Origin of the sequence: Rhizobium sp. Root483D2 (assembly GCF_001426685.1) — a bacterium.
Classification (GTDB): Bacteria; Pseudomonadota; Alphaproteobacteria; order Rhizobiales; family Rhizobiaceae; genus Pararhizobium; species Pararhizobium qamdonense.
This window is the reverse complement of sequence record NZ_LMFB01000004.1, coordinates 140,152-162,266: the sequence shown is the minus strand read 5'-3', so window position 1 is coordinate 162,266 and position 22,115 is coordinate 140,152. Positions and strand designations below refer to the sequence as shown.

Sequence of the window (22,115 nt, the reverse complement as noted above, 5' to 3'; positions counted from 1 at the left end):
TTTACTGCCGGTGAAATGATTTCACTGGGAGGGTGCGTAAACACGCCCGCCTTCGATCTTTGGTCGAAGCGGGATGTAAGACGCTTTTACGTTGCCGGTCTTGTCCGTCTTCAGGGACGCAAGCCGGGCGAACGCTATCCTCCGCACCTTTTTCCAAATGATCGTCCAAATGATAGTCATGTGACGCAGCAACATTGAAGGCATTCGCCCGTTGCCGTCGCGCTTGCGAGGATACGAGATGCTGTTCAAGACTGCGACCTCCCGTAATATATTCTCTGTTGTGGCAACCGGGCTCTTCGCCACGGTGGTGACGGCGGGCACACTGTTCTGGATCTCCTATTCCGAAGTCGAGCGCCGCAGCGTCGGCGAAATGAACGCGGCCGCCGCTTTGACCGCTGCCGACCTGAAAGCGCAGATGTCGCAGGGCCTGCAGCTCGTCAGCACGTTCCAGAGCGTTTTTTCTGCGCTTCAAACATCGGGCGCTGCCGACCGCACCTCCGCCGATGCGATGATGAAGAAGGCACTGGAAGATAGCCCCTTCGCGCTGGGCGTCTGGAGCGGCTGGGAGCCGAACGCCTTCGACGGCAAGGATGCCGACTATGTCAACCAGCCCGGCCATGATGCGACGGGCCGCTTCGTGCCCTATTGGGTGCGCGCCGGCGGCAAGATCGACGTGACGCCGCTGGTCGATTACGACAAGCCGGGCCCCGGCGACTATTACCAGCAGCCTTTCAAGGCGCAGAAGATGGTCGTGATCGAGCCCTATAAATATGTGGTCGATGGCAAGGATGTGATGATGACCTCGCTGGTTGCGCCGGTCACCGTCAACGGCAAGCCGCTCGGCGTCACCGGCATCGACATCGCGCTCGACAGCCTGACATCTAAACTCGCCGATATGAAACCGCTGGGTGATGGCAATGTCGCCCTCGTTTCGCAGGGCGGACATTTCCTCAGCCATGTCAACGCCGCCAATCTCGGCAAGGCGTTCAAGGACAGCAGCGTCGATGCCGCCGCCTGGCAGAGGATGATCGACAACCCCGGCGAGCCGGTCGACGTCACCGGCGAGGACGGTACCAAGTTCCTCTCCGTCGCGGTCCCCGTGCAACTCCTGCCGGATACCGCATGGTATGCGATTGTTTCCGTCCCGAAGGCGACCGTGTTCGCCTACCTGACCCATATGGCCTGGATTTCCGTCGCTATCATCGCCGTCGCCTCCGTTCTGCTCGTGCTGCTTGGCGTGATGATCTCCAACCGTTTCCGCCGCCGCCTCGAAGCCATCGTCAATGCCACCGGCGAAATCGCCAGGGGCAATACCAGCATCGCCATTGCCGATGCCGAGCGGAAGGATGAGATCGGCGACATGGCCCGGTCGCTTGCCATTCTGCGCGACGCGACGATTGCCAAGCAGCGCCTGGAGACGGAGGCTGCAGAAACCCGCACGCTCAGCGAGGAAGACCGCCAGCGCCGCGCCGCAGAGACCCAGGAAAACGAGCGCCAGATGCGCTTTGCCGTCACCGAACTCGGCACCGGCCTGCAGCGCCTGGCCGATGGCGACGTGACGTTCCGCCTGATGACGCCGTTCATCGGCTCGCTCGATGCGTTGCGTGACGACTTCAACAGCTCGATGTCCACCCTGCAGCAGACCCTGCAATCGGTCGGCAACAACGCGCTCGGCATCCAGGCCGGCTCCGCCGAAATTCGCTCCTCGGCCGACGACCTGGCCAAGCGCACCGAACAGCAGGCGGCATCCGTCGAGGAAACGGCAGCAGCGCTTGACGAGATCACCGCCTCGGTGCGCGATTCCACCGTGCGCGCCGAAGAGGCAGGCCAGCTGGTCGCCAAGGCAAAATCCGGCGCGCAGACATCCAGCGCCGTCGTCAAGAGCGCCATCGATGCCGTCGGCCAGATCGAGACGTCGTCGCAGGAAATCTCCAGCATTATCGGCGTCATCGATGAGATCGCCTTCCAGACCAACCTGCTGGCCCTGAACGCCGGCGTCGAAGCGGCCCGTGCCGGCGATGCGGGCAAGGGCTTTGCCGTCGTTGCCCAGGAAGTGCGCGAACTCGCCCAGCGCTCTGCCAATGCGGCAAAGGAAATCAAGGCTTTGATTTCGAAATCCGGCCAGCAGGTCAAGACCGGTGTCGAACTGGTCGGCCAGGCCGGCAAGGCGCTGGAGGTCATCGTGCACGAGGTCGATGAAATCAATCTGCGCGTCTCGTCCATCGTCGAGGCGGCCCGCGAACAGTCGATCGGCCTCAACGACATCAACCGCGCCGTCAATGTCATGGACCAGGGCACGCAGCAGAATGCCGCCATGGTCGAGGAATCCACCGCTGCCAGCCATACGCTTGCAGCCGAAGCCTCGGCGCTGACGACGCTGCTGTCGAACTTCCAGCTTGGCGAAGCCTCGCAGGCGGCCATGCACGCGCAGGCCAGCATGCATCGCGCGTCAAGCGACACCTCTGCGCACAGGGCAGCGCCTGCTGCGGCCCGCACATCCCCGCTGTCGAGAACCGGCATCCGATCCGCTTCGGCCACGACACCGGCCGTGCAATCGCCCGCCCGCTCGCTCAGCAACAAGCTCGCCGGTGCGTTCCAGGGACATGGCGGCGCCGCAGCGGCCCCGGCCAATGACGGCTGGGACGAATTCTAAGGACTAAGGGGGCGCCGCCCGCCGGCGCCCCTGTTGCAAAATCCGGCAATGCCAAACCTTGGGCAACGCAATTGCACAATTAATCATCGGAATTGATGTTGCGCTGCACTGGCATTGTCCGTGAAACCCCGGTTTCCAAAGGGTTTTCCAAACTGGCACGGTTCCTGCTTTGTTAGATGCATGTCCAGAGGGGACTATAATAAAAACTGCGCCCAAGAAGGTCGCGACAGATAAGGCCGCTTTCAGCCACAGGTGATCCCGGATGTACGGACACCACCGGCAGAAAGCGGCCTTTCTTTTGCGCCGGTTTTTTCTCGGCCGCCGCATTGGCGAAACACTTCGGCTCGATTATCTAAGGGAAAGCCCCGGTCTTGGCCGGGCGCTGATAAATATGTCCATGCATAATGCAAGGGCGGGACAGCAGGGCAAACCAGCCGCGCTGGCGGCAGGAGTGAATGACATGACCGATGTGACCAAGGAACAGGTTCTCGACAAGCTGAGGGGCGTTCGCGGACCGGATATGGACGGCAATATCGTCGATATGGGTCTGGTCTCGGATGTCTTCATTTCCGATGCCAAAGTCTATTTCTCCATCACCGTGCCTGCCGAGCGCGCCCGCGAACTGGATCCCCTGCGGGCTGCAGCCGAGCGGGTGGTCAAGGATATCCCCGGCGTCAAGGGCGCCATGGTGGCGCTCACCGCCGACAAGAAGGGCGCCTCGTCGTCGGCGCCGGTGCAGCGCCCCGCAGCAGCCCCCGCGCAATCCGGTCATTCGCATGCCGGTCACTCCCATGCGGGCCATAGTCACGCACCTGCAGCAGCACCGCAGCGCACCCCCACGGCTGCGGCGAAAGCCGGCATTCCCGGCGTCGGCGCCATCATCGCAGTTGCCTCCGGCAAGGGCGGCGTCGGCAAGTCGACCACATCGGTCAACCTCGCTTTGGCGCTAAAGGCCAACGGCCTGCGCGTCGGCATACTCGACGCCGATATCTACGGCCCGTCCATGCCGCGCCTGTTGAAGATTTCCGGGCGGCCGCAGCAGATCGAAGGGCGGATGATCCGTCCGATGGAAAATTACGGCTTGAAGGTCATGTCGATGGGTTTCCTCGTCGATGAGGAAGTCGCGATGATCTGGCGCGGCCCGATGATCCAGTCGGCGCTGTTGCAGATGCTGCGCGAAGTCGCCTGGGGCGATCTCGACGTCCTGGTCGTCGATATGCCGCCGGGCACTGGTGACGCGCAGTTGACCATGGCCCAGCAGGTGCCGCTGGCCGGTGCCGTCATCGTCTCGACGCCGCAGGACCTGGCCTTGATCGACGCCCGCAAGGGATTGGCGATGTTCCGCAAGGTCGAAGTGCCGGTGCTCGGCATTGTCGAGAACATGAGCTATTTCATCGCGCCTGATACCGGCAATCGCTACGATATTTTCGGCCATGGCGGTGCCCGCAAGGAGGCCGAGCGTATCGGCGTGCCGTTCCTGGGCGAAGTGCCCCTGACCATGGGCATCCGCGAAACATCCGATGCCGGCACGCCCGTCGTCGCCTCCGAACCCGACAGCGAGATCACCCGCGTCTATCGCGATATCGCCAAAAAGGTCTGGGAACAGGTCGGCGCGCATCAGGGCGACAAGGCCCGGACCATGCCCAACATCGTGTTCGAGTAACGCAACAGCACCACCGAGCCGGTCTTCGTGTCTGCCGCACGGCCCTGGAAAACCGGGCCGGCAAATGCGGGCTGTTGACATTCGGGCGGCGAGCGTCGTTAAGTCTTTGGGCGGCATTGTGGCGCTTTGCCAATTTCCGCATTGATTTTGAGCGTGCCTTGTTCCATATGCCTCCCCGCATCCGCAAGGCTGCACCAGCGGTGCTGCCCTCCGTCGGGCTCCGCATGACTGTGATGACCGTTTGAGGGTTTGTCGTAAACGACGAGAGTTTCCATATGGATCTGCCGCGCGCAGCTTTTAACTTCTCCGGCCGGCTGGTTCCGGCTCGCCATGGTCCGGTTTCTGTCAGCCTTCGCCGTCCATGCGATGCGCAGGAAACGAGCGCCCGCGCCGATGCTGCGCATATAAGGCCGCACGTATGATCACTGCCTATCGCGACAATGGTGAAGCCGTGGTCATCAGCGCGGCGCAGCCGCCTGCGTCCCTGCCGGCCGATGTGGTCTGGATCGACATGCTGCGCCCGGACAAGGCCGAGGACCTTCTGCTTGAAGGTCTTCTCGGCATCGACGTGCCGACCCGCGACGACCTGAAGGACATTGAACCGTCCAGCCGTCTCTACACTGCCAAGGACGCCGTTTTCATGACGGCGTCGCTCGTCTGCAAGGCCGAAAGCGGCCATCCGGAACTGGCCGATGTCGCCTTCGTTTTGAGCAAGGGACGGCTGATCACCATCCGCTATGACGAGCCGAAAGCGTTCGCCCTGTTCACCGCCGCCATGCACCGCATTCCCGGCGGTTGCGCCACCGGAACGGTTCTGGCGACGCGGCTGTTTGAAACCATCGTCGATCGCACCGCCGAAATCCTCGAGATTGCGGTTGCCCGCATCGACGGCCTGTCGCTGCAGGTGTTCGGCGACCGGCCGGTCGGCAAGCGCCGCCCGCCGCATTATCTCGAAGCCAAGCTGATGGACGTGGCGTCGCATCACCGGCTGGTGGCCAAGACCCGTGACAGTCTCGCCTCGCTGTCGCGCGTGCTGACATTTCTCTACACGGTCCCCTCGGTTCAGGAGAACAGGGAGACCAAGGAACTCTGTCGGACAATTTCGCGCGACATCCAGTCGCTGTCGGAGCATGCGTCCTTCATCTCCGGAAACATCACCTTCCTGCTCGATGCGTCGCTCGGCCTGATCAATGTCGAACAGAACGCCATCATCAAGATTTTCTCGATTGCGGCCGTCGTCTTCCTGCCGCCGACGCTCGTCGCTTCGCTCTACGGCATGAACTTCGAGATCATGCCCGAATTGAAATGGACCTTCGGTTATCCCATGGCCGTGATCGGCATGGTGATTTCGGCCATCGTCCCCTACTACTTCTTTCGCTGGAAAGGCTGGCTCTAGGAGCCCGAAATATTCAGATGTCTCATTCTGCAGCTCAACCCGGGACGCGCGACAAGGAAATACGGAAGCTTCTGGCTCTCTCCCTTGGCTCGATCGGCGTTGTCTATGGCGATATCGGCACCAGCCCGCTTTACGCGTTCCGTGAAGCGCTGCGCCCGGTCTCCGCTGACGGCGTGACGCGTCTGGAAATCATCGGCCTGATCTCGCTGATGATCTGGACGCTGACGATCATCGTCACCTTGAAATACGTGCTGTTCCTGCTGCGCGCCGACAACAATGGCGAGGGCGGCACGCTGTCGCTGCTGGCGCTGTTGATGAAATATTCCAGCAAGCGCGCCAACCGTCTGTTTTTCCTCGGGATCGCCGGCGCCGCCCTGTTCATCGGCGATGCGATCATCGCGCCGGCTTTGTCGGTTCTCTCGGCCGTCGAAGGTTTGAAGCTGGTGACGCCGACGCTCTCGCCCTATGTGGTGCCGATCTCGGTGGTGATCCTGCTTCTGCTCTTTGCCGTGCAATCGCGCGGCACGGCGGCGGTCTCGAAATTCTTCGGCCCGATCATGGCCGTGTGGTTCATCGTTCTGGCGGTTGCCGGCGTCAGCCACATTACCGATGACTACGGCATCCTGGCCGCCTTCAATCCCTATTATGCCGTGCATTTCCTCATTCACGCCGGTTATGTCGGGATCGTCGTGCTCGGCGCCGTGTTCCTGACCGTCACCGGTGCGGAGGCGCTCTATGCGGACCTCGGCCATTTCGGCCGCAAGCCCATCCAGTGGGCCTGGATCGGCCTCGTCTTTCCGGCACTCGCGCTCAATTATCTGGGGCAGGGGGCTCTCGTTCTCAAGCATCCCGAGGCGATGTCCGATCCCTTCTACCTGATGTTCCCGGAATGGGCGCTGCTGCCGGTCGTCATCCTGGCCACCTGCGCCACGATCATCGCCGCCCAGGCCGTCATCACCGGCGCCTTCTCACTGACGCGCCAGGCGATCCATCTTGGCTTCCTGCCGCGCATGGCGATTTTCCATACCTCGGAGACCCAGACCGGCCAGATCTACCTGCCCAATGTCAACATGCTCCTGATGTTTGGCGTCATGCTTCTGGTCTTCGTCTTCGGCTCGTCCGAATCGCTGGCCACCGCCTATGGCATCTCGGTTACCGGCGCGATGGTGGTCGATACGTTCCTGGCCTATGAGTTCGTACGGGTGCGCTGGCGCTGGCCGCTCTATCTGGCGATTGCGACGCTTCTTCCATTGCTGATGCTCGAAATGATCTTCTTCGGCGCAAATATGCTGAAGATCCACGATGGCGGCTATGTGCCGGTGCTGATTGCCGCAGCGATCATCGTCATCATGTGGACGTGGCGGCGCGGCACCAAGATCCTGCATGACAAGACCCGGCACACCGATATCCCGCTGGCCTCCTTCGTCAAGTCGATCGAGCGCAAGAGCGAGCATGCCCCGGTTTCCGTGCCGGGAACGGCGATCTTCCTCACCAGCGATCCGGAATCGACGCCGGCCGCGCTGTTGCACAACATCAAGCACAATCACGTGCTGCACGCGCAAAACTTCATCCTGACGATCCGCACGCTGAACACGCCGATCGTTCCCAAGGACCAGCGCGTCACGGCCAGCAGCCTGTCGGAACGTTTCAGCCTCCTGGAAATGCGCTTCGGCTATATGGAGACCCAGAACGTCTCGCAGGCGCTCGGCCTCTTCCGCAAGACCGGCCTGAAGTTCGACATCATGTCGACCTCCTTCTATCTGGGACGGCGGAAGCTGGTGCCGGATGCGCAATCGGGCATGCCGCACTGGCAGGACCGCCTGTTCATCGGCCTTGCCAATGCCGCCATCGACCCCTCGGACTATTTCCGCCTGCCGACCAACCGCGTGGTGGAACTGGGCTCGCACGTCATCATTTGATTGCGCTTATAGCGACAAGCGCCTCCTGCGCCGTGCGGCCGGGGGGCGTTTTTCGTTCCAGCCACCCATTCCGGGACGGCCTTATTAACCAACCATCAAGGTTAATGCTTCATTGTCAGGGCAGTTGAAGCGGTAAACGCGCCATTGAATGCGACGTCACCGCTTGTCCGATTCACTTCCGCGGGAAAAGACGGTCCGGGTATTTTTGCCGGATGGAAACCCGCGTCTGTCAGTGCGTGGAGTACGGTTGGTGCGTAAGGGTAAAGTGCTGCGTTTTCCGTCCGGTTTGCCATCCGCGCGCTGGACTGCCCCGCTGATGCTGGGTATCGGCCTGCTCGTCGGGTTCCCCACGGTGGTCGCTCATTCCGATCTTGCAACCTTTCTCTCCGGCATCAATCGCGGTGGCGAACGCTGGCGCATGCACATGACCCGCTCGCCGGCAGGCTCGCTGCACGAGGTCGAGATGGTCTTCAGCGATCCGGTGATCACCGGCGCGATCGGCGACGGGGCAGGGATCGACATGCCGGGTGGCGGCAAGGTCTCGCTCACCGCCGGCCAGAAACTGGCCGATCCGCGTACCGACGAGGACCGGGTGAACCGCAAGGACAAGAAGGGCCGCATCATCGCCGTCGCACCGGTGACACCGCCGAAGGATTTTACCGCAGGCTCGATCCTGCAGCGCACGAGTTCGCTGACCGACCCCCTGTTTGATGCGGCAGAACGCATGGTGTTTTCGAAGTCGCAGATCCAAGGCAAGGAAATCAAGATCGCCACGGCCTTCTACAAGAAGAAGGCGCCCAAGGCAGATGCAACCATGTCGCCGATGCTGGCGAGCCTCGTGACCAATGCGTCGGCCGATATCCTTGCTACCGCCTATGCACCGGCCGAGCCGGATTATGCCCGCCAGTCGCCATTTGATTCGATCCTGCGCGAAGACAAGACCGGCGGCCGCTTCATTCCCGACATCGCGCCAGAGGATCACGCCTGGGCTGCCAATCCGCTGCCGGCCTCGGTTTTTTCCGAGGCTGAACAGAAATGCCTGACATCGGGCATCTATTTCGAATCGCGCGGTGAAACGCTGAAAGGCCAGGCGGCCGTCGCCCAGGTCATTCTCAACCGCGTCCGCAATCCCGCCTATCCCTCGACCATCTGCGGCGTCGTCTATCAAAACAAGAACTGGTACAACCGTTGCCAGTTCTCGTTTGCCTGCGACCGCATCCCCGATATCGTCTGGTCGCGCTCGGCTTGGGCAACTGCCAAGGAAATTGCTCTTGCGGTGACCGCAGGCAAGATCTGGTTTCCCGAAGTCGGCTCCGCGACGCACTATCACGCCACCTATGTGAAGCCGGACTGGGGTCCGACGATGAAGCGGGTCTCCAAGATCGGCAAGCACATCTTCTACCGCACCTATGGCGGCGGATGGAGCTGATCGCCTAGCCTGATCACTTGGCCTGCTTACTTGGGCTACTCACTTAGGCTGGGGGGCAGCAGACGGACTGACTTATTTCCGTCACGGTCCGGCAAAGCCTCCGGTGATTCCCCGAAAATCCCGCCAGACCGGCACGCTTATCGCGTAACATAATGTTTTTATTAAATAATATTGTGGCCTAACAAGGCCGTTTGGTGCCTTGACTATGCAGGCCCCGAAAACTATGTTGCGGCCGACTTCAGAACGGGCCGAACGGTGGCTTCAAATCCGGCCTTTGTGTGACCAGGCTTATGGTTTATCACCATGAGAGGCAGCAAAAGGCGGAGTGCCACATGACGGATAACCGGAAAGAGGGTCTGGAAGATCGGCTGAAACGCCTCGGTTCGGAATTGTCTGAAAAGCGCAAGGACGATCCGAAATACGCTGCGGATGAAGCGCGCGCTGCGCAGAACCGCAAGGGCTATCAGGTCGCGATCAAGCTTTCGAGCGAATTTGTGGCGGCGATCATTGTCGGTGCACTTCTGGGCTATCTTTTGGACCATTTTGCGGGTACAGGGCCGTGGGGGATGATTGTGCTTCTCCTGCTTGGTTTTTGTGCCGGTGTGCTGAATGTCCTGCGTTCGGCGGGCATGGTGGCAGCGCCTCATCCGGCAGATACGCTGGGCAAGGGCATCAAGAACAAGAGCGACGACGCGTAGACGCGCTGTCATCGCAGGTTGAAATATCCGCCCCTTGGCGGTGAGTAACGAGGAAGAGCGGCTGTGGCAGGCGATAAGGTAGATCCGGTACACCAGTTTGTGGTCAACAAGATCATTCCGATCGAAATTGGCGGTATTGATCTCTCTTTCACCAATGCATCGCTGTTCATGGTCGCGACGCTCGCCGTTGCCACCGGTTTCCTCTACTTCACGACGTCGACGCGCAGCCTGGTTCCCGGCCGCATGCAGTCCGTCTCCGAAATCTCCTATGAATTCATCGCCTCGATGCTGCGCGAAGGTGCAGGCTCCCACGGCATGAAATTCTTCCCGATGGTGTTTTCGCTGTTCATGTTCATCCTGACGGCAAACATGCTCGGCATGGTTCCCTACTTTTTCACCGTTACCAGCCAGATCGTCGTGACCTTCGCGCTTGCGCTCTTCGTCATCGGCACTGTCCTGTTCTACGGTTTCTATAAGCACGGCCTTGGCTTCCTCAATGTGTTCGTGCCCTCTGGCGTACCCGGTATCCTTCTGCCTTTGGTTATTGCAATCGAAGTGATCTCCTTCCTGTCCCGTCCGATCAGCCTTTCGGTTCGTCTCTTCGCGAACATGCTGGCCGGCCATATCACGCTGAAAGTGTTCGCAGGCTTCGTCGCCTCGCTCGGAACCCTCGGCGCGCTGGGCATTGGTGGTGCGATCCTTCCGCTCATCATGACCGTGGCCCTTACGGGTCTCGAATTCCTCGTATCCTTCCTCCAGGCCTATGTCTTTGCGGTGCTGACGTGCATGTACCTCAACGACGCAGTGCATCCGGGTGGCCACTAAGGAATAAAGTCGTGGGGCTTTCCCGCTCCGGATCGTTCTTCGGTCCTGACCGGTGGGAGTGCCCAAGTTAGCCGCAACAACCATTTCGAAGGAGAAAATCATGGAAGCGGAAGCAGCAAAGTACATCGGCGCAGGTCTCGCTTGCCTCGGTATGGCCGGCACGGCTCTTGGCCTCGGCAACATTTTCGGTAGCTACCTGTCGGGCGCCCTGCGCAACCCGTCGGCAGCAGACAGCCAGTTCGGCCGTCTCGTATTCGGCTTCGCCGTTACGGAAGCTCTGGGCATCTTCTCGCTGCTCGTAGCTCTGCTTCTCCTTTTCGCCGTCTAAGACCGGCTTGAAGGCAGGGCCGCGGTTTCAACGTCGCGGCCCGCATCTTTTCTGAGTGCACCTGGAGGTGAGCATGTTTGTGACCGCGGCATACGCCCAGTCAACCACCACCGAAGGCGCAGTGACCCACGACGCCGCTGCCGGCGAGGTCCACACCGAAACCGGTGTAGCCCAAGAAGGCGGACATGGCTCGGGAGTGTTCCCGCCCTTCGATACGTCGACATTTGCATCGCAGCTTCTGTGGCTGGCGATCACATTCGGTCTTTTCTACCTTCTGATGTCGAAGGTCGTCATGCCGCGCATCGGTGGCATTCTCGAAACGCGTAACGACACGATCGCACGTGACCTCGATGATGCAGCCCGCTCGAAGGCAGAGGCCGACGCCGCCATTGCTGCCTATGAGCAGGAACTGGCCGCCGCAAAAGCCAAGGGCAACGCGATCGCATCGACTGCGCGCGAAGCTGCAAAGGCAAAGGCTGCTGCCGATCGCACCGCGGTCGAAGAGAGCCTGAACAACAAGATTTCCGCTGCCGAAGCGCGTATCGCCGATATCAAGACGAAGGCCCTGGCCGACGTTGGCGCGATCGCCGAGGACACTGCGACAGCCGTCGTCGAGCAGTTGATCGGCGGCAAGGTATCGAAGGCTGAGATCGCATCTGCGGTCAAAGCATCGGCGAAGTAAGGAGAGCATCATGGATTTGACCTCACTGGCCACATTCTGGGCCACAGTCGGCTTGGTGCTTTTCCTCGCGCTCATCGTCTATCTCAAGGTTCCGGGCATGCTGGCCAAATCGCTCGACGAGCGCGCCGGCCGCATCACCAACGAACTGGCCGAAGCCAAGCGCCTGCGCGCCGAAGCCCAGGCCCTGCTCGTCGAATACCAGCGCAAGCGCAAGGAAGCCGAAGCGGAAGCCGCCAACATCGTTGCCGCTGCCGAACGCGAAGCTGAAATGCTGACCGCCGAAGCCAAGCAGAAGACCGACGAATTCGTCGCCCGCCGCACGGCCTTGTCGGAACAGAAGATCAAGCAGGCCGAAACCGACGCCATCAACTCGGTTCGCGCCACGGCCGTCGATATCGCCATTGCCGCCGCCGAAAGCGTCATCACGGCAAAATCGGATGCCGCAACCCAGGCCGCCCTGTTTTCCAAGGCAATCAGCGACGTGAAGACACGCCTGAATTAAGCAACCGCATGATCGGGATTTGAAAAGGCTGGCTCGCGCCGGCCTTTTTTATGTCTGCCGGAGGGCTTCGAGGACTGGCATCGGCTCGCGCACCAGCGGCGCGCGCTTGGACACACCCCGGCAACGCCACGTGGCCTCAAGCCAGTTAACCTGAAAGTCAGAGGCTCTAATTGCTGGTGCTTGCCGTCGGCGCCATGGTCAGGCAGGCCTGTTCGAATTCCTGCATGGTCTCGGCGCTGTTGTCTTCGGGCAGGACCGCGTCGGTCGCCATATTGCCGGCATCATCGGGCGTCCCATCATCATAGACGTAGGACTGGATATAATAGGCAAGCCCGCCTTTCCAAACCTTGCGGCCGTCAATATCCTGGCAGCTATAGGCCGTCTGCAGATCCGATTGCAAGGCGTCCGCGGTCGGCTCCTGTGCAGCGGGAGCGCTGGCCGCTGCCGTCGCAGCAAGGAAGATCAAGCCAAAAAACACGGTGTAAAACCTTTCAAGGGAATCGCGGGTGCATGCCGTTCCTCGTTCTATAACCCGTCCGCCCGGCTGTTTGTTACCTGGGGCACGCCGCACACAAGAAAAACCGCTCCTGTGTCTTTGACGTCAATGACGATGGGAAAAACGTTTGGCACGGGCGGATGTTCCAGGATACAGCCCGCATCTCCCCAAGCGTCAGCCCTGCAGTTCCTCGTCCGGCATGTCAACGCCGTCCTGGCGCAGCGGCCTGAAGCTCATTCTATGCAGCGGGCAGGGGCCGTGATCGTCGATGGCATTGCGGTGGCGCTGCGTGGCATAGCCGGCATGGGTGGAAAACCCATAGGCCGGGAACACCAGATGGGCGCGGGTCATCATCCGGTCGCGTGACACTTTGGCAATGATCGAGGCCGCCGCAATTGACAGCGAGCGGGCATCGCCCTTGACGACGGCCTTGCCGAGACAGGCAAGGCCGGGCGGAATGTCGCGGCCGTCGGCGAGCACCAGGGCAGGCGCGGTGGACAGGCCATGCACCGCCCGGCGCATCGCATCCAGGCTCGCCTTGCGGATATCCGTACCGTCGATCCGGCCGGCACCGGACGAGGCGATGGAGACGATGGAAGAGGCGAGGATAAGATCGAACAGTTCCTCGCGGCGGGCAATCGACAGCTGCTTGCTGTCGTTCAAGCCTTCGGGGATATTGTCGGGATCGAGGATGACGGCGGCGGCAACGACCGGACCGGCGAGTGGCCCTTATTACCAGTTAGGTGTCTATACGATTACCCTCAAAAAAATTGCAAAAAGGCCTTGCAATTAGTGGATAAGTGTGAGCCTTTTTGCACAGCTTACCATTATACGTTTTATACGATTGAGGGTTTGAATGAGAAAGCTGATCACTCCCAGATTTCATGATGCGGTCACTCTTCCCACGCACGGTAGGCACGGAGGCATGCGCATCCTTGTGACGGATGGCGGTCCACTGTGCCCCCTGTTAGAATTTTTTCTGACGGAAGCGAACCGAAACAAGAGCCTGGCTTGGCAAACAAAGGCCTGTCGAGCAATTGGCTGTCTATATGATTACTTGTATGCCGTCCGTGATGCTAATCGTCCGGACCCGCCAATCACTTACCTTAGCGATTTTGTGCAGGCACTTCTATCCGGCACTGTAGCGGACGATGGAGACGACCCTTCCGGTCTCTTCTGGCCTCCAGCGAGCTGGTCGCGGGTTTCTGAAACCATTTCTTTCGTTAACGTGTTTTCTGACTTTTGCGCCAGAAAGTACGGCGCTGAGGCTCTTAACCCAATAGTCGAAAATACGTTTCAACAACGGCTAGCTGCATACCGGAAGCTCGACATCCGTAATCAGAACTCGCTCCTAAAACATCTTGGCGTTTCTAAAGTTGCAAGAAAACAGGCCACTCGGGCAAGAGCAGTCGTGTCTCCTGATTCGCCAAAGGTCAGCGACCGTGCGCCTCCGCGGTTTCCGCCGGAGGCGTTCGATGCCCTCTTGTCGTCAGGATACAAAAAAGCTGGAAAAGGCAAGCGTCTCTCTGATCGCTATCATCTCAGAGACATGATGATCTGCATCTTGCAAAGGTACGGAGGACTGCGCGCAAGCGAACCTTTCCACCTCTTCGTAACGGACGTGCTTGAAAGCAAATCGGTTCCCGGTTCAGCTGAGGTGCGGCTTTATCATCCCGAGTTAGGCCGGTTCAGCTATATGAGCCCTCTGACAGGTGAAATCGTCCATACGACGAGAACGGAGTTTCTGCGAGAAAGGTATGGGCTCCAGCCCCGTAACCAGCGAACCGACAAAAAGGCGGCGGGATGGAAAGAATTGATGCTCGATGTCGGCGCACCGCACTATTATGCGGTCGTTCGTTGGTTTCCAACGTATTGGGGCCTGTTGTTCTGGAAACTTTATCAAGCGTACGTTCGAGAGGTTTTACCCACTAATCTTGATCATCCCTACTTGCTGGTCAACCTGAGCAACAGCAAGCGCAAAGGGTCAATGTATACCTTGTCGGCTTACTACGACAACCATGCTGCGGCGATGGATCGCATCGGGGTTAGGGTGAACAAAGAAGAAGGTACATCGTCACATGGATTCCGGCATGCATATGGCCACTCGTTGGAGTGTGCCGGCATTTCGGACAAGATTACACAGGTCTGCATGCACCACAAATCCGTCGTCTCGCAGGGTGTCTACACGCTTCCCGATGCATCAGAGGTAAACGTCGCTCTGGAAGCGGGGCGGATTGCGATCGCTGAGAGAGAAAAATACGATGGCTTCAACCGGCTGATTGCAGCATGATAGATGTCGAGCACACAGAGAACTGGCACGCAAATCCGTCACGGGTTCTCTCCAAGATTACCAGTAACTACATCTTCGTAAACGATTCGACGCGCTATTGCGTTCTTCCAACATGGAACTCTGAATCGATCCGATCCGCATCGGTGACTTGGCGCGAACATGTGGCCAGCCTGACTGCGAAATCCTATTCGCTTGGGAAAACTGCCCTTAGCAATCCCGACCCAACGAAGCAGGGATACAGTGAACAAGTTGTCGATCTGATCAATGAGATACTCGAAACGGACGAAGGTACCAGCGCCTTACCGTTGCTTGAAGCCTTCCTCCTCGAGATGCGCAGAGTGTCTGTCCTTCCTAGAAAGGAGAAAGGATTTAAGGTCTCATCGCTACGTTTTATCGAATTCCTGTTCATTCTGTGGAAGCATCGGCTCATCGCGTTTCCTGCGTCACAGGTCTGGGCATTTAGGGAGTCAGACATCCCGCTGGGAAGAGCCATAGAAATCTCTGAACTACATTTCGGCGACATGGCCGAGGTGATGACCAGTCTGACTTTGCCTCTTAAACATCCGGGCCAAGGCAGAGCCATGCTGCGGTTCATCCTTGCGTGCTCGAAACCATTTGAAATCGGCGATTACGACTATGCCGTTCTCAAACTGTTTGAACCTTTTGCGCTGAAACTCAACCATCAAACACTCGTTTACGGCATAACCGATCAAGTCCATGCGCGCCAAAGAATGGTCTACCACGGCAACCGCGAAGCGGAGTTAGCCCTACCTCAGTCTTATCGCGAAATATTCATCAGACAGAAAGGGGAGGATCGCTCAAGCGCTGAGTTTCGTTGGGCAATCGGTCGCGGCAGCTCGCGGGTGGAGAAGTGGCGAGAGCAACTTGCAGACTATGTGGCGTCGCTCCCAAACCGCGTGGGTCTTCGGTACGAAATCTCGCATTTGAACCTAGTGTTGGATTATGTGATCGCCACCCAAGATGTTCCCGACGAGCCCCTTCGTTATTGTCGGCGGGACTATACCGCCGCAGTTTCAATTGGTTCTTTCCAAGAGGAAACTCGTAACATTTCCGAACGCAGAGCGTCTGGATCACTTCGAAACATAGCCAGGTTCTTTGATTGGGTGATCTCGACATATGGTTCGGACGAGGACGGCATTCCCTACCGGGAGTATGCGAATCCGATTGATATCGACGACCTTCCGCCGCAGGCTACATCAAAGGGCCAGACTGATCGCGATGCAATACCGCTTCGATTCCTTCGTATGATCCGCGAGATCATTGAGGGCGACGACTATGCGTGGCCTAAAACCATTAGGTCCGACTACCTCGAATACACCGACCCCAAGACGGGGCAACGTACACGCGTCTGGAGTCCGGTTCGGGCGGAGTTCATCCTACTGAGGCTACTGCTGCCGATCCGGGCACTTCAAACGCGCCTGCTTGACAGCGGTGAAGGTGATCCTGAGATATGGTCAACCGAACAGGGTTGGCAGCCTAACACCGGATCGCTGGCACCTACGGATAAGACCGGCCAACGAGAGTTGGGCTTCATACGCCGTATATGGGACCACCACAGCGGGCGCACATTCAACGGCCTCTTCATTACGACAAACAAAACACAAGATCGAGAGGAGCTCTTCACTGAGAATGGCTACGAAATCCCATGGGAGAACGCGGACGTTATTCAACTGTTCTGCAGGCTGCGTGACTGGCAGGTGAGATACAATCCCATCGTGAGGGCCATATCTCGCGCCGACCTCAAAAGCGATAAGAAGCTGGTGGTGTCGGCGGACCTCGCAAAGCGACTTTATGGGCTGCACTTCCTCTTTCGAGACGCGGCTGACCGTGACTTCCCACATGAACCTCCGACCGAAGGCAGGTTGCACGGCTTCTGGGCATTGCTTATTGCCGAACTCGAGCGACGGCTTGAGGAGGCCGGGCAAACGAATAGCGACGGTAGCAAGATACAGCTCATCAGAAGGCACAAGGCTAGCGGCGTGCCGAAAACTCCAATTTTCGACATGCACTCGCTTCGGGTGTCGGGACTGACTGCGTTTATCGATGCCGGTGTACCAATTCACATCCTGAGCGAATTTGTCGCCGGGCACGCAACGATCTTGATGACCTTGTATTATCATAAGCCAGGCGCTGCGGAGATCACGAGGGTGCTTGATAGCGCTTTAGAGGAGATGAGCACAAACGAGAGCCAAAACTGGGCCGCCTTCCTGAAAAACCAACCTACTGAGCTCATTCATGAGATCGCCGCGTACAATAGTGATGAGGGCTTGCGCGCTGCACAGTCGACCCAGTCTTCTCTCTGGTCTCCAATGGCTGGCGGGATTTGTCCTAACGGCGCCACCTTATGCAACGTCGGCGGGCCACTTCTTAACGAGGGAAAAAAGGTTTACGCGCCCGTACCTGGTGGATCGAAGAACTGTGCGTTGTGCCGTTATTTCGTGACGGGCCCCGCATTTCTCGGCGGATTAGTTGCTGCATTTAACCAAACTGGTGGCCAAATCCGTGAGCTCTTTGGATTTCTGGAGGAGAATCAAACCAGACGGCGGGCGATCATTGCCGAGCACGGTACGCTCCCTACGGATCGGAAGGTTTCGGCTGAGCTGACAACGGTGGATGAGGCAGTGCAATCGACCCAATCAAAGCTGGATATCTTCTCACAGACATGGGTCAGTCAGCTCAGGCTAATTCAAAAGATCGAGAAAATTATAGAAACCCACGCAAACGACAACGGTAAGAACACGCTCGTCCTGAATGGCCAGCTCCGCGACCTGAGTATCTCTCTTGAGGAGTCGACCGAGTTCGAAATGTGGGATCGTATTTGTCAGTCATCGACCTTCTACCCAAACGTCGATGCTCGTCTACCTGCAATCCGCAGGGCGCGGATGTTTGATGTGATGTTCAAGCGGAACGGCCGCCCATCTGTGTTTGCAACGCTTACCGATCAACAGATGATCGTGATCGGTAACGAGGCCGCCAACCTATTGCGCTCCATGATTGGGAGCCCAAGACTTGAAGACGTCCTTGCGGGTCGCCTAGCATTGGACGATCTCGGCATTGCCCCTCAGTTCGAGGAGTTCATTCAACAGCGTGTGGACGGTGGCGATGTTGCCGCTATCGGCTATGAAAAAAGGGTGGCGGGATGACCCTATCGACGCAAGAGGTCGGTTTGCAGAACTTAGCCAAGCTACAAGGTTGGTTGGATTCTTGCGAAAACATACCTGGTCGCGGTGGCAAGGTAAACCTTTCGGCACTGGCACTTGTTGCAGGGGTTGATCGACAATTTTTGTATCGACCAGAGGCGCAAGAAAAAATAGCGAGCGCCGTGCAGACTAAAGGCCTTTCAATGCCATCGCAGGTCAAAAACTCGCAGACAGAAATTCCTGCATGGGCATCACAACGTATCCTGCAACTCGAGAACCAACTCATAGCGGCGCGCGTCGAGGTGCATGAGCTTCGGAAACGACTTCAGAGGTACGAACACATTGATAGCCACCTCGCGTCGACCGGATTGCTTCCCAGATGACCCAGTCGGTGGTGATTACTGATGTTCTGCGATCTGAGCCGCCGATTGTGTTTTCGGGACAGACCATTGACGGCAAAGCTACCCGCTTTATAGACGAAATGCGCGTGCTTGGGCGCGCGCCCATCATCGGTGAGACCTGGGAAATAACCGGCGCTTGGCGCGTCCACGCCTCTTACGGGCGTCAGGTCTACGTCCGGGCGGCCGCGCCCAAACGCCCCACCGGACGCCTCTTGATTCAGACGTTGAGCGGACACAAAGCCTTCCCGGGTATCGGCATTGCGAAAGCTCAGCGGCTTTGGGACCTACATGCCCACGGAACCTATGACCTGCTCGATGCTGGTGATCCGTCACCGTTTGTACCTGCTGTGGGTATTGACCTCGCGGAGGTGCTCGTGTCCGGATGGCTTGCTATCGACGGAGAGGCAAATACTTATCGCTGGCTTACGTCACTCGATTTGTCGCCTACGCTCGCTGAAAAGATAATCGCCATCTACAGTGACCTTCCAGTGCCATCTGCGTCTATAGAGGAAGCCAAATCATTTGGCGCCGCGGTTTGGCATCTTCAGCGTGACCCCTATCGTATGCTCGCGTTCGCCAATTGGGATTCCGTAGATCAAGCTGCTCAACGTATAGGGATCAGTGTAGATGATAAACGGCGTTGTGTCGGGGCGATCGAGGCCGCGCTGATAAAACGGCTCCAAATCAATCACACATGGACGTCCGGGGACGAGCTCGTCAAAATCGCGAAAGGTCTTCTGAAGAGCCATGTTACTGTAGCAAGAACTGCTGTAGTCGATGCTGTCAGTATTGGCGCAATCGTTCCTGTCGGTGATGGCTATGCTTTAGCTGGTTGCGATATCATGGAGCGCTTCTGCGCCGATCGAGTATCGGCCATGGCCGGGGGCAAATTCCAAGCGCCTCAACTCAGCTTTCGACGCCAACTGACGGACAGCGAGATCGAGGCTGATCTCGACGAGTTCGAACATTCTGAGGGATATGTTCTCAACGTGGAACAGCGACTTTCAGTCCACGCCGCACTCTTACACCGTGCCTCGTTGCTGGTCGGCGGCCCAGGGGTTGGTAAGACTACGGTCCTCAAAGCCATTCACCAAGTCGCGGAAAAGATGGATATTGTGGTGCATCAGGCTGCGTTATCTGGCCGTGCGACACAGCGCATGAGGGAGGCCACGGGCCGTCCAGCTTTCACGATCGCAGGGCTCTTGATCCAGGTGGGTCGAGGCGAGATTGATTTGGGCGACGGCGTCTTGCTGATCCTAGATGAGAGCTCGATGATCGATCTCGCAACGCTCTACCGGTTGACGTCCCAATTTAAACCAGGTGTCCGACTGCTGCTGGTAGGCGACACCGGACAACTGCCACCCATTGGATTCGGTCTGACATTCCACGTGCTCGCCGATGATCCGAGCATTCCTAAAACTGAACTCAAAACAGTGATGCGGCAAAGTGCTGAAAGCGGGATTCCGCAAGTCTGTGCGGCCATTCGCTCCGGGCGGCGGCCGGAACTTCTCGCTGGATGGAATGATAGGGAAGGGGTCACCTTCATCAATGCCAAACCAGAAGAGGTTATTGATCACGTCATGGACACGCTCGGCCGATTGGGTGGCATCGGCAAAGCGCAGATTATCGGCTCCGTCAAACGTGGGGTAGGAGGCATATTCGAATTCAATCGGCAACTACAGGCTTTAGCAGGGAGGGGAAAAATGCCCCTTTGCGGAAGGTTCTTTATGGGGGAGCCGATTATAGCCACACGCAACGACTACGACATTGGCATCATGAATGGCGATCTCGGCACTGTCATGGGTGAGACACAAGAGCGCGAGCTCGAGGCGGATTTCAGTGGGCGAAAAATTACGATCCCGCGAGAGTACCTTCAGAATATAGACCTAGCTTACGCGATTACATGCCACAAAAGCCAGGGCAGCCAATTCGAACGTGTCATTGTTCCTGTCACGCAGTCTAGGCTGATGGATCGAACGTTGCTGCTAACGGCGGTAAGTCGAGGGCAGAAGCAGGTTTTCTTGATTGGCGATCGATCCGTATTCGAGAACGCCGTTACGTCGCCCCCAATGTCATATCGGCGGCAAGTCGGTCTTCGACATCACCTAAATTCGATGAAGGAGATGAACTGATGGTGAAGGGGAAACCAGAAATCGAGGTGCCGCTGGATGCGCAAAAACGCGACGCTCTCGACGAGATTTATAATGAATTTGTGTCGCGTACCGACAACACGCGTCGGCTTAACTCTCTCCGTAACCTGTACAGCACCCTCCGGCATCTTCTTTCGGTCGGGTCGGACGCAACGTCTGTTGCCGCGATTGCGCGATCACTCAAGGAACTTGGCTTCGATGTGCCGAAGGCCCAGTCAATCAGAAATGTCGAAGGAAAGGACTTCAGGGAGCTCATCCACACTTACGTTACCCTGAGCGGTGCTAAAAAGTCTGGAAAGACAAGTGACGACGAGAATTTTGTTTATGGGATTGAGGATTTACGGATTGCCGCTCAAGTACGATGGATACTCAATGAAAATCGTAGTCTAAAGCGACGGCTCGATCTGTTGCATGCAGAATTCCAAAGACTCGAGCCAGTCAAGCTACTTAGCGCCGGTGCCCCGGCCAGCGACTTCGGTAGCGAAGGCGAACTCGTAGGCTTCACCGAGATCGAGATCGAAGCGGTGAAACAGTTTCGCGAAAATTTGATTGATATACACTGCAACATCGACGAGACTTCAGGCGCACTCCTTTACAACGAGAGTTTCGAAGTCGCTCCGCCTGGTTTTGGGCAGGCGCTTACGAAGCTATCTGAGAAGTTTAAGACCTGATGCCTTTCACCGCACGAGACAGATCGAAATACCCTGTGGTCATCGGTTGTGATGAGGTCGGAAGAGGAGCGCTCTCGGGCCCTGTGGTGGTCGCAGCGGTGTGGTTTGAGCCGCAAGTTATCCCGCGCAAGCTATTGAGCGCACTCGACGACAGCAAGAACCTGTCCGTTGTTAAACGGCTAGAGCTCACCGCGCAGATAAGGAAGAACTGTGTGATCGCAATTGCGGCCAATTCTGTCGCCGTGATCGATGCTCTGAACATTCGGAACGCGACGTTGGATGCGATGCGGCGAGCGGTTGTGAAACTGCGGATCGATGCACCGATAATGATTGATGGGATCGATGTGCCACCCGGTTTAACGGGGAATTGCACCGCCGTTGTGAGGGGAGATAGTATAGTCCCCCAAATCGCGGCGGCGTCTATCATCGCAAAGACGGTGCGGGATGGCCTCATGGCGAGGCTGGCTACAAGGTATCCGGCATATGCGTGGGAGCGCAATGCGGGTTACGGGACAAAGCATCATCTCGGAGCGATCAAAGATTACGGTGCCACTGCGCACCACCGTCGCTCTTATGCTCCAGTCGCTCAGTACTCGTTCGACTTTCAGGCGACGAGTGAGATTTTGGTAGGCGGGATAAAGGCTATCGAGAGCGCTTGATTCTTAATAGTTGATGTTCCCTGTTCGATCCTTCCGGAGGATCGAACGTTCGAAGCCACCGATGTTCCCCGTCCCGATACGCCAAGCAGGCCATGTAAGGCGATTTATGTCACCGAAGGGGAATGGCCTTGGCCATTGACATGGATCGGTGTCATGGCAGGCTGATTGATAGGGGCGAGGACATCAATAAAA

18 protein-coding genes and 1 pseudogene are annotated in these 22,115 nt (G+C 58.0%); 16 read left to right on the top strand and 3 right to left on the bottom strand.

Translation table 11 applies throughout. From position 1 onward, the window contains the following. The first annotated feature begins 238 nt into the window (after window positions 1–238). Both ASD32_RS03520 and apbC read left to right on the top strand, forming a co-directional pair. Entirely contained in the window at window positions 239–2,653 is a 2,415-nt protein-coding gene (locus ASD32_RS03520) for a methyl-accepting chemotaxis protein (protein WP_060636507.1), read from the top strand. A 460-nt stretch (window positions 2,654–3,113) separates the two neighbouring features. Then, window positions 3,114–4,316 (top strand): iron-sulfur cluster carrier protein ApbC, encoded by a 1,203-nt coding sequence (apbC, locus tag ASD32_RS03515; protein WP_060636540.1) that lies wholly within the window; start codon window positions 3,114–3,116, stop codon window positions 4,314–4,316. Between the two features lie 98 nt (window positions 4,317–4,414). Here the strand turns inward: apbC and ASD32_RS29385 are convergent, their stop codons facing one another. Beyond that, a complete protein-coding gene (locus tag ASD32_RS29385) occupies window positions 4,415–4,720 on the bottom strand; it encodes a hypothetical protein (protein ID WP_156383043.1) in 306 nt (101 codons plus the stop codon). A 14-nt stretch (window positions 4,721–4,734) separates the two neighbouring features. Here ASD32_RS29385 and ASD32_RS03510 point away from each other — a divergent pair, with 14 nt between their 5' ends. The 8 genes from ASD32_RS03510 to ASD32_RS03475 all read left to right on the top strand — a co-directional run bounded on the left by ASD32_RS03510 (window position 4,735) and on the right by ASD32_RS03475 (window position 12,095). Beyond that, complete coding sequence (locus ASD32_RS03510; RefSeq protein ID WP_060636506.1) at window positions 4,735–5,712, top strand: magnesium transporter CorA family protein; 978 nt, start codon at window positions 4,735–4,737, stop codon at window positions 5,710–5,712. 17 nt (window positions 5,713–5,729) lie between these two features. Beyond that, the gene (locus ASD32_RS03505) at window positions 5,730–7,631 is read left to right on the top strand and encodes a potassium transporter Kup (protein WP_060636505.1); all 1,902 of its coding nucleotides are present in this window, start codon (window positions 5,730–5,732) and stop codon (window positions 7,629–7,631) included. A 250-nt stretch (window positions 7,632–7,881) separates the two neighbouring features. Further along, entirely contained in the window at window positions 7,882–9,060 is a 1,179-nt protein-coding gene (locus tag ASD32_RS03500) for a cell wall hydrolase (protein WP_162252632.1), read from the top strand. Window positions 9,061–9,392: 332 nt separating this feature from the next. Then, entirely contained in the window at window positions 9,393–9,758 is a 366-nt protein-coding gene (locus tag ASD32_RS03495) for an AtpZ/AtpI family protein (RefSeq protein ID WP_060636503.1), read from the top strand. A gap of 63 nt (window positions 9,759–9,821) precedes the next feature. Further along, entirely contained in the window at window positions 9,822–10,583 is a 762-nt protein-coding gene (locus ASD32_RS03490; RefSeq protein WP_060636502.1) for a F0F1 ATP synthase subunit A, read from the top strand. A 100-nt stretch (window positions 10,584–10,683) separates the two neighbouring features. Beyond that, window positions 10,684–10,911: a F0F1 ATP synthase subunit C gene (locus ASD32_RS03485; protein WP_056332699.1), complete on the top strand. Its 228-nt coding sequence runs from the start codon at window positions 10,684–10,686 to the stop codon at window positions 10,909–10,911. A 73-nt stretch (window positions 10,912–10,984) separates the two neighbouring features. Next, on the top strand, window positions 10,985–11,593 hold the full coding sequence (locus tag ASD32_RS03480) for a F0F1 ATP synthase subunit B (RefSeq protein WP_060636501.1): 609 nt from the start codon (window positions 10,985–10,987) through the stop codon (window positions 11,591–11,593). A 16-nt stretch (window positions 11,594–11,609) separates the two neighbouring features. After that, entirely contained in the window at window positions 11,610–12,095 is a 486-nt protein-coding gene (locus ASD32_RS03475; protein ID WP_200953555.1) for a F0F1 ATP synthase subunit B, read from the top strand. A gap of 166 nt (window positions 12,096–12,261) precedes the next feature. Here ASD32_RS03475 and ASD32_RS03470 read toward each other — a convergent pair whose 3' ends face one another. Next, the gene (locus tag ASD32_RS03470; protein WP_082546623.1) at window positions 12,262–12,573 is read right to left on the bottom strand and encodes a hypothetical protein; all 312 of its coding nucleotides are present in this window, start codon (window positions 12,571–12,573) and stop codon (window positions 12,262–12,264) included. Window positions 12,574–12,765: 192 nt separating this feature from the next. Further along, a pseudogene (locus tag ASD32_RS03465) lies at window positions 12,766–13,320 on the bottom strand (ribonuclease HII); the annotation flags it as partial. A 196-nt stretch (window positions 13,321–13,516) separates the two neighbouring features. Between ASD32_RS03465 and gmtY the strand changes: the two are divergent. Genes gmtY through ASD32_RS03435 form a run of 6 tightly spaced genes read left to right on the top strand, consistent with a single transcriptional unit; the run spans window position 13,517 to window position 21,923 of the window. Further along, window positions 13,517–14,881 carry a gamma-mobile-trio recombinase GmtY gene (gmtY, locus tag ASD32_RS03460; protein WP_156379829.1) on the top strand — a complete coding sequence of 455 codons (1,365 nt, stop codon included), beginning with the start codon at window positions 13,517–13,519 and terminating at the stop codon, window positions 14,879–14,881. Next, on the top strand, window positions 14,878–18,045 hold the full coding sequence (locus tag ASD32_RS03455) for a VPA1269 family protein (protein WP_060636498.1): 3,168 nt from the start codon (window positions 14,878–14,880) through the stop codon (window positions 18,043–18,045). Before gmtY ends, ASD32_RS03455 begins: the two co-directional genes overlap by 4 nt. Continuing rightward, window positions 18,042–18,425, top strand: coding sequence for a DUF6262 family protein (locus ASD32_RS03450; protein WP_060636497.1), 384 nt, complete (start codon window positions 18,042–18,044; stop codon window positions 18,423–18,425). The genes ASD32_RS03455 and ASD32_RS03450 overlap by 4 nt, the downstream gene beginning before the upstream one ends. Further along, entirely contained in the window at window positions 18,422–20,575 is a 2,154-nt protein-coding gene (locus tag ASD32_RS03445) for an AAA family ATPase (RefSeq protein WP_060636496.1), read from the top strand. The genes ASD32_RS03450 and ASD32_RS03445 overlap by 4 nt, the downstream gene beginning before the upstream one ends. After that, window positions 20,575–21,264 (top strand): gamma-mobile-trio protein GmtX, encoded by a 690-nt coding sequence (gene gmtX, locus ASD32_RS03440; RefSeq protein WP_060636495.1) that lies wholly within the window; start codon window positions 20,575–20,577, stop codon window positions 21,262–21,264. The genes ASD32_RS03445 and gmtX overlap by 1 nt, the downstream gene beginning before the upstream one ends. Further along, window positions 21,264–21,923, top strand: coding sequence for a ribonuclease HII (locus ASD32_RS03435; protein ID WP_082506627.1), 660 nt, complete (start codon window positions 21,264–21,266; stop codon window positions 21,921–21,923). Before gmtX ends, ASD32_RS03435 begins: the two co-directional genes overlap by 1 nt. Window positions 21,924–22,115 lie beyond the last annotated feature (192 nt).

Bases quoted from the DNA above. Each gene is read 5' to 3' on its own strand.
- ASD32_RS29385 (WP_156383043.1), bottom strand. From the start codon at position 4,720: ATGCGCAGCATCGGCGCGGGCGCTCGTTTCCTGCGCATCGCATGGACG.
- gmtY (WP_156379829.1), top strand. From the start codon at position 13,517: ATGCGCATCCTTGTGACGGATGGCGGTCCACTGTGCCCCCTGTTAGAA.
- ASD32_RS03520 (WP_060636507.1), top strand. From the start codon at position 239: ATGCTGTTCAAGACTGCGACCTCCCGTAATATATTCTCTGTTGTGGCA.
- apbC (WP_060636540.1), top strand. From the start codon at position 3,114: ATGACCGATGTGACCAAGGAACAGGTTCTCGACAAGCTGAGGGGCGTT.
- ASD32_RS03480 (WP_060636501.1), top strand. From the start codon at position 10,985: ATGTTTGTGACCGCGGCATACGCCCAGTCAACCACCACCGAAGGCGCA.
- ASD32_RS03495 (WP_060636503.1), top strand. From the start codon at position 9,393: ATGACGGATAACCGGAAAGAGGGTCTGGAAGATCGGCTGAAACGCCTC.
- ASD32_RS03510 (WP_060636506.1), top strand. From the start codon at position 4,735: ATGATCACTGCCTATCGCGACAATGGTGAAGCCGTGGTCATCAGCGCG.
- ASD32_RS03455 (WP_060636498.1), top strand. From the start codon at position 14,878: ATGATAGATGTCGAGCACACAGAGAACTGGCACGCAAATCCGTCACGG.
- ASD32_RS03445 (WP_060636496.1), top strand. From the start codon at position 18,422: ATGACCCAGTCGGTGGTGATTACTGATGTTCTGCGATCTGAGCCGCCG.
- ASD32_RS03505 (WP_060636505.1), top strand. From the start codon at position 5,730: ATGTCTCATTCTGCAGCTCAACCCGGGACGCGCGACAAGGAAATACGG.
- gmtX (WP_060636495.1), top strand. From the start codon at position 20,575: ATGGTGAAGGGGAAACCAGAAATCGAGGTGCCGCTGGATGCGCAAAAA.
- ASD32_RS03450 (WP_060636497.1), top strand. From the start codon at position 18,042: ATGACCCTATCGACGCAAGAGGTCGGTTTGCAGAACTTAGCCAAGCTA.
- ASD32_RS03435 (WP_082506627.1), top strand. From the start codon at position 21,264: ATGCCTTTCACCGCACGAGACAGATCGAAATACCCTGTGGTCATCGGT.
- ASD32_RS03485 (WP_056332699.1), top strand. From the start codon at position 10,684: ATGGAAGCGGAAGCAGCAAAGTACATCGGCGCAGGTCTCGCTTGCCTC.